The organism is Leucobacter massiliensis (genome assembly GCF_002982315.1).
GTDB lineage: Bacteria > Actinomycetota > Actinomycetes > Actinomycetales > Microbacteriaceae > Leucobacter > Leucobacter massiliensis.
Map to the genome: position 1 here is coordinate 346610 of NZ_MWZD01000017.1, position 14192 is coordinate 360801.

Sequence of the window (14192 nt, forward strand, 5' to 3'; positions counted from 1 at the left end):
GGCGGCGGGGGTAGACTGGCCGCATGGGAATGTTCATGCGACGCGATGCAGACCCCGGCGCTCCCGCCGGAGGAACGGACGTCCTCGATCGAGAGCTCGAGAAGCTGCTCGAGGACGCGCAGATCGAGGACGGCGACCACGAGCGTTTCTCGCACTACGTCCCGAAGGACAAGATCCTCGAATCAGCGGTCACCGGAAAGCCGGTGCGGGCGCTGTGCGGAAAGAAGTGGACTCCCTCGCGCGACCCCGAGAAGTTTCCCGTGTGCCCGGACTGCAAGCGCGTCTACGAGCGGATGCGCAAGTAGCCTGCCCTCAGCCTGCTTCCGCGCGAGGCCGGGTGGCCGGGCGGCCGCTCGGGATCAGCGGTATTCGGTGGGGATGGCGGGATCGCCGCGGGTGAGGCTGCGTGCGACGATGGGCAGTTCCCGCGTGCGCGCTTCGTGACGAGACCGGGCGGCCGCGATTCCCGCGGCTCCGGTGCTGCCGGGCTGGACGACGCCGTCGACGACGAGCGGGGCGAGCACCTCGCGGGTGATGCCGGCGAGTTCCGCGCCCTCCGGCTCGCCGCCAGGACCGTCTCCCAGGAAGATCAGCTCGGCGGTCGCGACGCCCCGGTCGTCGTAGGCGCGACGCACGCTCTTGCGGCCGCCGACCGAGGCCTTCTCCGCGGACTTCTTCGCCACCGACACCCACTCGCCCGCCGCGTTCTCATGGGCGACGAGCTTGTACACCATGCCCATCGTCGGGGATCCTGAACCGACGACGACGGAGGTGCCGACGCCGAAGCTGTCGACCGGGGAGGCCGCGAGCGCCGCGACCGTGTACTCGTCGAGGTCGTTCGTGACGGTGATGCGGGTGCCGGTGGCGCCGAGCTCGTCGAGGAGCTGGCGCACGCGGGCGACGACGACCGGGAGATCGCCGGAGTCGATGCGCACCGCGCCGAGCTCGGGACCGGCGACCTCGACGGCGGTGCGCACGCCCTGCTCGATGTCGTAGGTGTCGACGAGCAGGGTCGTGCCGGTGCCGAGCGCGGCGATCTGGGCTTCGAAGGCCTCGCGTTCGGTCTCGTGCAGCAGGGTGAAGCTGTGCGCGGCGGTCCCCATGGTCGGGATCCCGTAGTTGCGTCCGGCCTCGAGGTTCGAGGTGGCGCTGAAGCCCGCGATGTAGGCGGCCCTGGCGGCCGCCACGGCGCTGCGCTCGCCGGTGCGCCGCGATCCCATCTCGGCGAGCGGTTTGCCGGCGGCGGCGTGGCGCATGCGGGAGGCTGCCGTGGCGACCGCGGAGTCGGAGTTGAGGATGCTGAGCGCCAGCGTTTCGAGCAGCACGCCCTCGGCGAAGCTGGACTCCACGATCACCAGCGGCGAGCCGGGGAAGAACACCTCGCCCTCGGGATACCCCCAGATCGTGCCGCCGAAGCGGAAGTCGGCGAGCCAGTCGAGGGTCTCGTCGCTCACGATCCGCTGTTCGCGGAGGAACTCGAGCTCCGGTTCCGCGAAGCGGAAGCGCTCGATCGCCTCAAGCAGGCGGCCGGTACCCGCCACGACGCCGTAGCGCCGCGCCCCCGCGAGGCGGCGGGCGAAGAGCTCGAAGACGCTGCGCCGGTGGGCGGTGCCGGCGCGCAGCGCGGCGTCGACCATGGTGAGCTCGTAGTGGTCGGTGAGCAGGGCCGTCGAGGTGTTCACGCGGACAGCCTATCCGGTCGCGGTGGCGTGCCGGGGGCCGTTCGGGGCCGGGGTTCGCCGCTGTGCTGCTGCTCCGCCGCGGCGTCACCGGGAGACGTCATCGGAAGTCGCGGGATGCGGTGCCGGCTGGGGCGGCGAGCGGTTCGAAGCTCTCGGCGATCACGTTGACGATCCCCTCGGGAGAGCGCTCCAGCATGCCCCGCACGAGCAGGGCGGGAGCGGATCGGGCGACGAGACGGTTGCGAAGCCACACGTCGCGCCAGGTGACGACGTTGACGCTGCCGGCCTCGTCCTCGAGCGTGACGAAGACGATGCCGCCGGCGGTGCCGGGTCGCTGGCGGTGCGTCACGAGGCCGGCGACCTCGACCACGGTGCCGGGGCGCGCGCGGGCGACGTGATCGGAGCGCACGACGCCGCGCGCGTCGAGGGTGTCCCGGAGCAGCGCCAGGGGGTGGGCGGTGAGCGGGATCCCGGTGCTCCAGAGATCCAGGGCGGTCTGCTCGGCGGGATCGAGCACGGGCAGCAGCGGGGGCTGGATGTGCACCGCGATGCCGGGCAGGAAGCGCTCTCTGTTGTCGGCCGCGGGAGCGGCGGACCAGAGCGCCTCCCGGCGTCCGATCCCGAGGCTCTCGCAGGCTCCCGAAGCGGCCAGCGCCTCGATCCGGGTACGGTCGAGGTCGGCGCGTCTGGCGAGGTCGGCGAGGCTCTCGAACGGGCCGCGCTCCCGGGCGCGCACGATGCGCTCGGCTGCGGCGGTCTCGATGCCGCGGACCGCGGTGAGGCCGAGGCGGGTCGCGAAGGCGCCATCCCGGCGATGCGTGGCGCTGGTGTCCCGTGTGCCCTCCGCGAAGGGTCCCACGGGCGGCTGCTCCCGCGCGAGGCAGGAATCGGGCCCCGTGGGCTGAGTCGCCGCGGGGTGGAACGGTTCGAGCGCGGCGTGCGCCTCCGAGCGCTGTACGTCTGGCGGGAGCACCTCCACTCCGTGCCGGCGGGCGTCCTGCACCAGTTCGCGGGGCGAGTAGAAGCCCATCGGCTGCGAACGCAGCAGGCCCGCGAGGAAGGCGGCCGGGTAGTGCAGCTTGAACCAGGAGCTCATATAGACGAGCAGCGCGAAGCTGAGGGAGTGGCTCTCGGCGAAGCCGAAATCGGCGAAGGACCGGATCTGCTCGTAGAGACGCGCCGCGTCCTCGTCGGAGATCCCATTGCGCCGCATGCCCGCGAAGAGCTTCGCCTGCAGGCTGTCGATGCGCTCCTGGCCGCGTTTGGACCCCATGGAGCGGCGCAGCAGGTCGGCGTCCTCCGCCGAGCAGCCACCGATCGCGGTGGCCATCTGCATCAGCTGCTCCTGGAAGATCGGTACGCCCAGCGTGCGTTCGAGCACCGGAGCGAGCCGCGGATGCGGGTAGGTGACGGGCTCCTGTCCGCTGCGCCGGCGCAGGTAGGGGTGCACCGCTCCGCCCTGGATGGGGCCGGGGCGGATGAGCGCGATCTCGATGACGAGGTCGTAGAAGCGGCGGGGTTTCAGCCGGGGCAGCGTGTTCAGCTGTGCGCGGCTCTCCACCTGGAAGACCCCGACAGCATCGGCCCGGCAGAGCATGTCGTAGACGCCCGGCTCTTCGCGCGGGATCGTTTCGAAGGTCCACCGCTCGCCGGTGCCGGCGGCGACGAGGTCCATCGTCTTCTGCAGCGCGCTGAGCATGCCCAGGCCCAGCATGTCGAACTTGACGAGGCCCATCGCCGCGCAGCTGTCCTTGTCCCACTGCAGCACGGTGCGGCCGTCCATGCGCGCGTGCTCGATCGGGCAGACTTCGCCGACGGGGCGCTCCGTGAGCACCATCCCTCCCGAGTGGATGCCCAGGTGGCGGGGCGCGGTGAGGAAGCGGCCCGCCAGCCGCTGCACGGGGAGCGGGATCGGGCTCTCGGGGTCCTCCTCGATGCCGCTCCAGCGCTCCACGCTCTTCGTCCAGGCGCGCTGCTGGCCGGCTCCGAAGCCGAGGGCCTTCGCGGCGTCGCGGATCGCTGCCTTCGGCCGGTAGCTGATGACGTTGGCGACCTGGGCGGCGTTGCGCCTGCCGTAGCGCTCGTAGACGTACTGGATGATCTCCTCGCGCCGCTCCGAGTCGAAGTCGACGTCGATGTCGGGCTCTTCGTCGCGCATGCTCGACAGAAAGCGCTCGAAGGGGAGGTCGTAGAAGATGGAGTCGACGGCGGTGATGCCGAGCACGAAGCAGACGGCCGAGTTCGCGGCAGAGCCGCGCCCCTGGCACAGGATCCCGCGCTCGCGGGCTTCGCGAACGAGGTCGTGCACGATGAGGAAGTAGCCCGGGAAGTCTTTCTCCGCGATCACCCCGAGTTCCCGTTCGAGCCGCGCGCGGCTCGACTCGGGGAGCGGGGAGCCGTAGCGGCGTTCCGCGCCCTCCCAGACGAGCCGGCGCAGCCACTCCATCTGGGTGATGCCGGAGGGAATGTCGAGCCGGGGCAGCCGAGGGCGGGCGGCTTTGAGCGGGAAGGCGAGTTCTCGCGCGAGCGGCACGGTGCGGGCGACGGCATCGGGGTAGTCGCGGAAACGGCGGAGCACTGCGGCCCCGCTGCGCAGGTGGGCGGACCCGGTGGCGGCCAGATACGGGTCGAGTTCGTCGAGGCTGCGTCGTGCGCGCACGGCCGACATGGCCTCGGCGAGCGGCGCCTGAGCGCGGCTCGCATAGTGGACGTTGCCGGTGACGAGGGCGGGAAGCCCGCGGTCCGCCGCGAGCGCGGCGAGCCGGGCATTGCGCGAGTCGTCACCGGGGTGACCCTGGTGGCTGAGCTCGACGTAGACGTTGTCCTCGCCGAACAGTGCGGCGAGCCGGTCGAGCTCGGCCCGTGCGGCGGTCTCGGCATCGGCTCGATTCGAGGGGGCAGGGTGTGAGGCGCCCGCGGCTTCGAGCGCGCGTCGCACGGAGCCTTTGCGGCAGCCGGTGAGGATCACCCACTCGCCTGCGGCTGCCTCGGCGAGCTCTTCCAGCGTGTAGACCGGCCGGCCCTTCTCCCCGCCCGCCAGCTGGGCCTCGGTGATGGCGCCCGCGAGGCGATGGTATCCCTGCGTGCCGCGGGCGAGGACCAGCAGGTGCGCACCCGCCGGATCGGCCGCCCCCAGTTGCGGGGCGTCGAGTCCGAGGGAGAGTTCGGCGCCGTAGACGGTGAGCAGAGGCTTCCCGCCGGACTCGGCAGCCGCGCGCGCCTGCGCCTCGGCGGCCTCGGCGAACAGGGCCGCGCCGTAGAGGCCGTCGTGGTCGGTCAGCGCGAGACCGTCGAGACCCAGCCGCGCGGCCTCGGCGACGAGCTGCTCGGGTGAGGAGGCGCCGTCGAGGAAGCTGTAGTGGGAGTGGGCGTGAAGCTCGGCATAGGGCACCTCGGCCTCTGCGTCGGCCTCGGCGACCGGGCCTGCTGCCGGTGCCCGCGGCACCGTGCCGGGGGCGGGAACCGGGACGGGCGTGGGGGCGGAGACCGGCCCGCGCACGGCATCAGCGGCCGCCGCGGGGCCGCTCTCGGGACCTGTGCCGGCCGGCGGCGCGGGCGTCGGCTCGGGGCCGGGGCCGCGGAGTGAGAGCCGTCGCTCGAACTCGTGCCACGGGAGGGGGGAGTTGCTCCACTTCATCGCAGGATCCTCAGTCGTAGTGTCCCTCGGCGAACCACTCTCCGCCCGAGTAGAGCAGCAGCCAGGCATCGCCGTCCTCCAGCTGCAGTTGCAGCCTGAAGCGGGCCGGGGTGCCTCGCCACCAGCGCTCGCGGATCGCCCAGGGGCGCGACCAGCCGAGCGCCGGGGCGTGGAGCGTGGTGCCGTCGATGCCGAGCCTGGCGGGATCGGCGGAGAGACGGTCTTCGTCATCGACGTGGACCGGCCGGCCGGCCGCGTCGCTGAGTCGCGCTGGAATCGGCTGCGGGAACACGCTGCTGGGTTTCGGCCCGGGGAGGGCGCCCGGCCAGGGACCCGCTGCCGTGCTCGGCGAATCGCGCGGAGCCTCGGTTCCCCACGGGGCGAAACGCTGACGTTCGGCGAGCAGCCGCCCTCCGCGCAGCTCCTGGGTGCCGACACCGCTGTGACCGAGCCGGCTCTGTGCTCGGCTGAGGTGGTGGTGCACCCGTTCGTCGGGCTCGGTGCTCCACAGGCCCGGCTCGTGCGCTGCCGCACGGTCGGTGTGGACCGGGACCAGGCGCACGTGGGCGATGCCGGCCGACTCCCGGCCGTCCCCGTCCGGGGCTCCCGCTGCTCCGGACGGTGCCGAGATCGCGGAGGCCTGCCAGCGGATCCGGTTGACCACGTCGGGAGCGGTGAAGTGCCGCGGGTGACTCCAGACCCGCTCGTGGCGCACGCCGATGTCGTCGGTGAGCTCGACTCGCAGGGCGGTGCACACCAGCCGATCCCGCGTCAGCCCCGAGAGCATGCGTTCGGCGAGCGACATGCAGGCAAAGGCGAGCTGCTCGGTGCTGTCGAGCGGGGGTTCGAGGGCGAGTTCGGCGTGCAGCTCCTGGGCGGGGTCTCTGCGCACCGGCGGCGGACGCTCGCCGGTGCGCAGAGACGCCGGCGGGTCCGAAGCGCTCGCGCACCGCCTCCTCTGGCAGTGCGGCGAGCGCACCCAGCGTGCGGATGCCGAGACCGTGCAGCACCTCCGCGAAGTCCGGGTCTGCGGCCCGCGCCACCGGCAGCGGGCTGAGGAACGCGGGGGAGGTGCCGGGCGGCACGATATGCACGCCCGGCCGGGGTGAGACGATGCCCGGATCCGTCGACAGCGCCCTGGCCGCCTGCTCCGCGGCGAAGCGCCCATCGGCGATCCCCACTCGCGCCTCGGGGAGGGCCGACTGCTCTGCCAGGCGCAGGATGACCTCGGCTGCTTCGTCCTCGCCGCCGTAGTAGCGGGCCGGACCGCGCGCGCGGAGCGCGCACAGGCCCGGACGCAGCGGTTCGACGCCCGGCACCAGTCGCTCCAGGGCCGCCAGCACCGGCGCGAAGCGCCGCTCGTCGACCTCCGGATCGTGCGGGTGCATGCGCAGCTCGGGGCAACGCGCCTGCGCCTCGCTCTCCCGCAAGCCGAGGCGCACGCCCTCGGCCCGGGCCTCGACCGAGCAGGCCGCTACCCGGCGCTTGGCGATGAGCGCGAGGGGTGCCCTCGCCTCCGCGTCCGTGGCTCCGCGCGGCACTGAGCGCAGAGACTCCGTGGACTGCGCCTGCTCCGTGGACTGTGCATGCTCGATGCGGTGAGCGTGCACCGGCCAGTCGGGGATCCAGAAGACGATCACCCGTTCGGCCGTGGCCGGCTCGGTCTGCGCGCCGGCGGCGACCGCCGCCCGGCCGTTCATCGTGGCACCAGCCGGTGTACTCCGGCGACGGCGGGATCGGGCGAGATGCTGGCGACCGTGCGGCCCGGCGCCGTGCGGCTCGGGGTCGTGCGGCTCGCGGCGCGGCTGCCTCGTGCGATCGTCCCGCTGGCGGCGGTCCCGTCCGCGACCGTCCCGCCCGCGAAGCGGACGACGTGCTCGCGCGTGCCCAGTCGGTCACGGCTCTGCACCGTGAGCTCACGGTCTTCGAGCATTCCCCTCCCGCGACCGAGGCCGTGCCAGCGGGAGGACACCACGTGGAGGGTGCTTTCGGCGCGTGGCCAGCTCCCGAGCGCGACCAGGGTCGAACCATGCTCTCTGAGCCGCGCCGAGATGCGCTCCGCTTCTCCTGGCCTGGGCTGCGCCGGTGCGTGCAGCGCCACCACTGTCAGCACTTCGCTGAGCGCTCCGGCGATCCCCAGAGCGTCCTCGCCCGGATGGGGGATGAGCACGCAACGGTCGAGTGCGAGCCCCAGCTCGGCGGCGGCTTCTGCCCCGAATGCCGGACAGCCGATCACCCCGCACCAGGAGCCCGCCGCAGAGGCGTCTGCGAGCAGCGCCAGGGCCAGCTGCTGCGAGCCCTGCACCGCGTAGCTCGCACCGCGGCGCAGGGCGCCGTCGGGGAAGAGGGGTCGCAGCCCCGGAGCCGTGGGGAGGGCGCGATCGTCGAGCCGCAGCGGCTGCATCTCGGCGATGCGCTGCTGCAGCGAGCGGACGGTCGCTGCGGAAGACATGGAGCAATATTCGAACATATGTTCGAATAAGTCAAGCCGGTGCGAGGCGTCGCGCAGCACGTCCGGCGGCGTGCGAATACGTCGTAGGATGGGAGGGATGAACGAGGACGAGCTAGACGATTACGAGCGCGAGGCCGAGCTGTCGCTGTTCCGGGAGTACCGCGACATCGCCAGCCAGTTTCGCTACGTGGTCGAGACCGAACGCCGGTTCTACCTCGCCAATGAGGTCGAGCTGCAGCGGAGGGACGCTGGAAGCGACTTCTACTTCGAGCTCTCGATGACGGATGTGTGGGTGTGGGATGTCTACCGCGCCGATCGCTTCGTGAAGTCGGTCCGCGTGCTCACCTTCAAGGACGTCAACGTGGAGGAGCTCTCGGCTCGCGAGTTCTCGCTGCCCCAAGAGCTGGCGCTCGACGAGTAGCGGCCGCTCCGCGGTGTGCGCGGTGCTCCGCACGGAGGCAGAGCTTCGTCCACAGCGGGGATGATCCGGGATCCGCCGGAAACCTCTCAACAGATGCGGGAGCGGCGTCCCGCGCAGCGCGGCCCCGTGCGAGAGTCGGTGCATGCTCACCACACGCTTCCGGCTGCTGCTCGGCCGACTCCGGCTGTTGCCCGGCCGCCTCGCGCCGCTGCTGCTCGCGCCCGCGCTGCTCGCGCCCGGAGCGACGGCGTCCGCTCCCGTCGCGGATCCCCGCCCGGTGCTTCTCGCGGATCCCCGCCCGGTGCTCGGCGAGCTCACGCCCTTCGCGGCTGATGCGCCCGCGGCCACCCCGCTCTGGGTGCCTCCGCTCTCCGGGCGACTCGACATCACGGGACCGTACCGGGCTCCGCCCCATCGCTACGGGGCCGGCCACCGGGGCATCGACCTGAGGGCCAGTCCGGGCGACTCGGTCGTCGCCCCGGCCGCCGGCACGGTCACCTTCTCGGGCCGGGTGGTCGATCGGGAAGTGGTGTCGGTCCGGGTCGATGAACGCACCGTGTACTCGCTGGAGCCCGTGCGCGGCGGCGTCGTGGCCGGAAGCCAGGTGGCGGCTGGCGCGCTGCTCGGCGAGGTGGACCGGGGCGGGCACTGCGGCACGGAATGCGTGCATCTCGGGGTGCGGGTGGAGGGGGAGTACGTCACCCCGTTGCGGTACCTCCTGCCCCGGCCCCGCTTGCTCCCGACGGGTGGCGAGCCCCCGTGACCGGTGCCGGGACGAGCGGTGCCCGGCTCGACCGGTGAACTCCAAGGCCCTGCAGCGCGGCCGCGGTCCTCCGAGGTGCGCCTGTCGCCGTGGAGCTCTCTCTGAGAGCTCGGCGCAGGGGCCGGCGGCGCGCGCGGGGCTCAGGCGCGCGGGTGGGCTCTCCGGTAGCTCTCTGTGAGCCGTTCGGCCGAGACATGTGTGTAGATCTGGGTGCTCGAGAGGCTCGAGTGCCCGAGCATCTCCTGCACGACTCGCAGCTCGGCACCGCCATCGAGCAGGTGCGTGGCCGCCGTGTGCCGCAGGGCGTGCGGTCCGCGCGGACCCCCGCCGGGCTCCTGCTGGAGCTCCCGGGACACGAGCCGGTACACGGCGCCCGGGCTGAGTCTGCCGCCCCGGTTCCCGAGGAGGAGCGAGACGCCGTCAGCGGGCTCGGCGCGGGCGGCGAGCGCCGGCCGGGCCTCGCCGAGGTAGCGTTCGAGCACCCGGGCCGCGGGTGCGCCGAGCGGCACCACGCGCTCCTTGCCGCCCTTGCCGAGCACCCGCACGGTGCGTTCCCTGCGATCGAGGCCGGCGATGGGCAGTGAGCAGAGCTCCGAGACGCGCAGAGCGGTCGCGTAGAGCAGCTCGAGCACGGCCTGGTCGCGGATCTGCGCGGGGTCGCCGGACTCGGCGCGGCGCGCGGCGCGGTCCAGGATGCGGGTCATCTGCTCGTCTGCGAGCACGCGGGGCAGTTCGCGGGGAGCCTTGGGCGTGCGGAGCCGTGAGGCGGGATTGCCGGGCACGAGCCTTCGGCGTTCGAGCCACGCGCCGAAGGACTTCAGTGTCGCCACGTTGCGGGCGAGCGTTGCCGGAGCGAGGCCGCGCTGCTGCCGATCCCAGAGCCATCCGCGGAAGAGCTCGAGGTCGCAGTCGGAGACCGCGGGCTCGCGTTCGGGCGTGTCGCCCGAGAGTTCGGGGGCCGAGAGCGGGCTGTCGCCTGCGGCGTGACGTGACGCGGACCCGTGCGCCGCCCCGGGCACTGCCGCGAGCGACGCCCGGGCGAAACGAGCGAGGTCGAGCAGGTCGCGCCGATACGCGCGCACCGTGTGCTCCGAGTACCCGTACTCGTACTGCACGGCGTCGAGGAAGGCTGCGATCGCCGCTGTCAACTGCATGTGCTCATTCTCGCCGAGTCGGCCTTGTGCGGGCAGGGCCTGTGCCGGTGTTTCGCGTTGGCGGCGGGTGCCGCTTCAGCTTCCGGCCAGGCTCATGCTCTGGGCGTATCTGATGCCGAGCTCGAAGCGTGACGCCACGCCTGCGGCGGACATGGCCTCGGAGACCCGCCGGCTCACCGTGCGCATCGAGAGCCCCAGTGCCTCCGCGATCCGCGCATCGGTCCACCCGAGCGACATGAGGCTCAGCACCTCGGCCGCTCCGCGCGCGTAGGACTCCCATGGGAGCGCCGAGACCCAGTGGTCGTCGAAGACCCGTTGCAGCGGGGCGACGATCGAGGAGCGGCGCGTCAGGAAGTAGCTCTCTTCCTTCGAGTCGGGCTCTGCCGCCGAGAGCACCGCTGCGGAGCGGTTGTACACCGCGAAGAGGAACGGCGATGAGCGTACGCGCACATCCACTCCCTCCCCGGCGACGAACCGCGCGAGTTCGTGCAGCGGTCCTTCGGCGTCGCGGGGAGGGAGCAACAGTCGGATCTGCACGGTGCCGGTGCTCAGGACGTGATGCAGCAGCTCCGACTCGATCTCGCTGCTCCAGTCGGTGGTGTCGAGTTCGGGGAGGTCGGGAACGACCAGGTCCATCCTGAGCGGTGCCGAGCCGCGCTCGTGGAGCAGATTCCACCAGTGCTGCCAGAAGCCGTTGTAGCCGTAGAGCACCTGCTCGCCGGTGACGAGCCCTTCCGCGTGGAGCCACTGCTCGTAGTGGGATTGCAGGATCGCCAGCGACTCGGGCGGGAAGTCCACCGATCCGTATTCCGGCCGCTGCAGCGTGAGGTATCCGTTCTCGATCATTCCGAGTCCCGCATCGACCAGTGCGTCGACCATGCGCCGGTGCCGTGCGTCCGCCGGGTAGCGCCGCAGACCGAGCCGGCTCACTTCCTCGTAGTCGCGGTGCAGTTTGATGGGCAGAGCGTGCATCTCATCCACGCAGGAACGGTAACACAGACGGAGTCCAGGAATATTCATCGGCCGGTTGTGCTCGCCGGACGGGCCTGGGAGCGCAACCGGCCGATGTGCGGTGGGCGCGAGCTATGGGGTGTCGTGCCGATCGGCGGCCCGCGCCGAGGGGGTGGCACGTCGCGCGCGTGCCAGCGCCCATGCGCCGGCCGCGAGCGCGAGCAGGGCCGCCGGGATGAGTGCCGGGGCCGCTTCAGGCGCGCCTGTCCGTGCCAGTCCGCCGGTCGCCTGGGGCGTGTCTGCGGGCGGCTCGTCGCTCGGCCGCGGGGCGTCGTCCGCCTCATCGGGCTCGGTCTCCTCGGGCACGGGTGCCTGATCCGGCAGGACCTCGATGGGGAACTCCCGTGTGCTCTCCCCTGCGGCGTTCTGCGCGCGCACCGTGATGCGGTAGGCGCCGGCTGCGGTCGGCGTGCCGTCGATCGCGATCTCCTCGCGGAGAGCCGAGCTCAGCTCTGCCCAGTCCACTTCGGCGTCGGAGCCGACGGAGGTCACGGTTACCTGCATGTCGTCTGACGGGGTGGCGCGCACGAGCCACGCGACCGGTGCGCCGACGCGGATGTCCGGCGTTGTTGCTGCGTCGTCGAGTCGTTCGAGCGTGATGGACGGCGCGTCGTAGACCTCGATGCGGAGCGTGCGCGATTCGCCCTCGGCTGAGGGACCGACGGTGATCTCCCACGATCCCTCCGCCTCGGGAACGCCGCTCAGGGAAGCGGCGGCGCCGTCGAAGCTCAGTCCCGGGGGAAGCTCGCCGGCGATCGCGAGCGGATCGCCGCCGGGTGCCATCTGGGCAATGCTCAGTTCCGCGTGCTGCTGGAGCGGGATACGCAGCACTTCGCCGTCGTGGTAGGCGAAGTGCGGATCGCCGCTCACTTCGAGCCGCAGCTCGGAGGAGCTTTCGCGCGCATCCTCCGCGGAGGGGTGGGGGCTTTGCTCGGAGACGCGGATCACGGTCACACCTGCTGCCGTCGGGGTACCCAGGAGCCGGGGCGAACCGTCCTGGTCGTGCTCGATGCGCAGGCCGCCGGGCTTATCTCGGGCGCCTCCGTGCTCGTCCAAGAACTCGACCGAGTAGGCCGCGTCGGTGCCGGGTTCGGCGACGAGCGGGATCGACACGGGGTCGCCGACACGCACCGAGTATCCCGCAGCTGAGGGGAATACCGTGGGGGCGGGGTCGATCTGGATCTTCGCCTCGGTGGGCGCCGCCCCCTCGCCCGTGAAGCTCAGCGTGAAGGTTCCCACTTCCGTCGGGATTCCCGCCAGGGTGCCGGTTGCCGGGTCGAAGGCGAGTCCGGGAACTTCACCGTTCGCGAGGGTCACCGCGTCACCGAACTCGCTGGTGCCGGCGAGGACCACCGAGTACGGGCGGCCCGCGAATCCTTCCGGTAGCTCAGGGCTCTCGTCCGCGCTCTTTCCTGCGAGCGAGGCCGCCGCGACCGGTGCGGTTTGCTGCGATAGGTACGTCTGGCTCTCGTACCTCATGGCACCGCCGTTCTCGTAGGCGGCGAAACTGAGCTTGCGCCCGACCGCGTCCTCGGTGATCCGGTAGTCGCGGTCGGTGGCGCCGGCGATCTCACGATCGTCCGCGAACCACTGGTAGCGCACGTCGAGGGGAGGGTCGCCCGCGGGCTCGATGAAGTGCACTTCGGCGGAGACGGTGTCGCCGGGCTGCGGGGAGAGGCTGCCTGGCCGGGTCGTCACGCGGAACGGAGCACCCGGTTCGAGGACGGTCGCGCCCTGGGCGATGCAGGACTTGCGTTCGCGGCTGTTCACATTGGCGACGGTGGTCGAGACCGGCTGGCCTGCACTGTTCTTCTTCGCCACGGTGAGCGGGCCGTTGAACTTCCACACCCGGCCGAGTGCGGTGCCGCTCTTCCAGTTGCCGAACGCGGTCACCGCGGGCACGCTGACGACGGCCATACCCCACTTGCCGGCCGGAACCTCCATCGTGATGGTGCGCGAGTCGGTTCTGCTGTTCGTGTTGGCGTACTCGACGTGGCCGTTGATCTTCACGCCGACCTTGGTGCCCGATTCCTTCGACTCCTGCTCGATGCTGCCCTCGATGCCCAGGCCGACCGCCCACTGGTCGGTGTGCTGCTGCTCGGTCGTGACGCTCTGGGTGACGGTTCCCGAACCGTTCGAGTTGTCGATGCCCTGCCACCAGCCGCCGGCCACGCAATCGAGGCTGACCGTCGATTCGGAGAACACCGTCGCCTCCTTCGCGGGGTCGAGAGCGATGGCATCCGGAAGGAAGTACCCGTCGCTCGTCGCTTCGTTGTGCTTGCCGACGTAGTTCATCGCGAGGTCGAGCGGCCGTGTCCAGAGGTTCTTCCCGGTGAAGGCTTTGAACGGTGCCCGTCCGTGGAAGGCGGCAGCGCCGAGCGCCATGCGCTCGCGCAGGAACCCCCACTCGGTGCGGTCCTCGGTGTCGTTCAGCACCGAGAACTGCAGGCTCGGGTTCCGCTCGGCGGCATCGCCCGCGCAGTCCGGGGTGATGCCGCGGGTGCGTCCGTTCGGGTTCTTCGGCTCCGCGCCGTCGAATCCGGCACCCTGGCTGAACAGGCAGTGCTGCGGGTACTTCCAGCTCCTCAGGATGAAGATCGGGGAGTCGTGGTCGTCCCTCAGATTGGCCTCCGGATCGGTGTCGTCGCGCTGCGCGGTGAGATCGGTGCTCGCGGGGGCGGTGGACAGCGGCTCGATCACCCAGTTCTTACTGGCATCGTTATTGCACTTCGTCCACTGCACGCCGTGCTCGTGCCCGTCGTTCTTGCCGCCTTCCGTGGCGAGACAGCTGGTCCCACGCGGCCCCTCGATGCGGACGGTGCCGGGGTACACCGGACTCGGGACGAGGTTCCAGCTCTTTCCCGGAGGGGCGGCGAAGCCGTCGCTGCCCACGCCGATGGACAAGGCCCTGCCCGCTCCCTGCCCGTCCGCGGCCTGCGCGTCGCCGGCGTCCGTGAAGACGGTGAGCGGCAGCGCCAATGCCCCGCAGATCGCGACTGAAAGCAGCAGGCGTGCCGTTCGTCTCGAGCCTCGTCCCCGGTGGGTCTGCGTCACGTCGATACTCCTTTGATC

Annotated in this window: 10 protein-coding genes and 1 pseudogene; 3 read left to right on the forward strand and 8 right to left on the reverse strand. The window is 71.7% G+C overall.

Annotated elements, in window-relative coordinates:
- Nucleotides 1–23 precede the first annotated feature (23 nt).
- Nucleotides 24–305, forward strand: a complete 282-nt coding sequence (locus B4915_RS08430; RefSeq protein WP_181158505.1) for a DUF3039 domain-containing protein — start codon at nucleotides 24–26, stop codon at nucleotides 303–305.
- 54 nt (nucleotides 306–359) lie between these two features.
- On the opposite strand, the gene B4915_RS08435 is transcribed toward B4915_RS08430, so the two are convergent.
- The 5 genes and pseudogenes from B4915_RS08435 to B4915_RS08450 all read right to left on the reverse strand — a co-directional run bounded on the left by B4915_RS08435 (nucleotide 360) and on the right by B4915_RS08450 (nucleotide 7771).
- Entirely contained in the window at nucleotides 360–1682 is a 1323-nt protein-coding gene (locus B4915_RS08435; RefSeq protein ID WP_105805360.1) for a nicotinate phosphoribosyltransferase, read from the reverse strand.
- 97 nt (nucleotides 1683–1779) lie between these two features.
- Nucleotides 1780–5319 (reverse strand): error-prone DNA polymerase, encoded by a 3540-nt coding sequence (locus B4915_RS08440; protein ID WP_105805361.1) that lies wholly within the window; start codon nucleotides 5317–5319, stop codon nucleotides 1780–1782.
- Between the two features lie 10 nt (nucleotides 5320–5329).
- Nucleotides 5330–6211, reverse strand: coding sequence for a hypothetical protein (locus tag B4915_RS14920; protein ID WP_245907410.1), 882 nt, complete (start codon nucleotides 6209–6211; stop codon nucleotides 5330–5332).
- 310 nt (nucleotides 6212–6521) lie between these two features.
- Nucleotides 6522–7019, reverse strand: a pseudogene (locus tag B4915_RS14925) (Y-family DNA polymerase); the annotation flags it as partial.
- Complete coding sequence (locus B4915_RS08450; protein WP_181158506.1) at nucleotides 7016–7771, reverse strand: hypothetical protein; 756 nt, start codon at nucleotides 7769–7771, stop codon at nucleotides 7016–7018. The pseudogene B4915_RS14925 and the gene B4915_RS08450, both read right to left, overlap by 4 nt.
- A gap of 97 nt (nucleotides 7772–7868) precedes the next feature.
- Between B4915_RS08450 and B4915_RS08455 the strand changes: the two genes are divergently transcribed.
- A complete protein-coding gene (locus tag B4915_RS08455) occupies nucleotides 7869–8192 on the forward strand; it encodes a DUF2469 domain-containing protein (protein WP_105805362.1) in 324 nt (107 codons plus the stop codon).
- Nucleotides 8193–8334: 142 nt separating this feature from the next.
- Nucleotides 8335–8955 (forward strand): murein hydrolase activator EnvC family protein, encoded by a 621-nt coding sequence (locus B4915_RS08460; RefSeq protein ID WP_105805363.1) that lies wholly within the window; start codon nucleotides 8335–8337, stop codon nucleotides 8953–8955.
- A gap of 140 nt (nucleotides 8956–9095) precedes the next feature.
- On the opposite strand, the gene B4915_RS08465 is transcribed toward B4915_RS08460, so the two are convergent.
- From B4915_RS08465 to B4915_RS08475, 3 genes are all read right to left on the reverse strand, one after another.
- On the reverse strand, nucleotides 9096–10109 hold the full coding sequence (locus tag B4915_RS08465; RefSeq protein ID WP_105805364.1) for a tyrosine recombinase XerC: 1014 nt from the start codon (nucleotides 10107–10109) through the stop codon (nucleotides 9096–9098).
- 75 nt (nucleotides 10110–10184) lie between these two features.
- Nucleotides 10185–11090 carry a helix-turn-helix transcriptional regulator gene (locus tag B4915_RS08470; RefSeq protein ID WP_105805365.1) on the reverse strand — a complete coding sequence of 302 codons (906 nt, stop codon included), beginning with the start codon at nucleotides 11088–11090 and terminating at the stop codon, nucleotides 10185–10187.
- Nucleotides 11091–11192: 102 nt separating this feature from the next.
- Nucleotides 11193–14174: a hypothetical protein gene (locus B4915_RS08475; protein WP_146120046.1), complete on the reverse strand. Its 2982-nt coding sequence runs from the start codon at nucleotides 14172–14174 to the stop codon at nucleotides 11193–11195.
- Nucleotides 14175–14192: the final 18 nt, after the last annotated feature.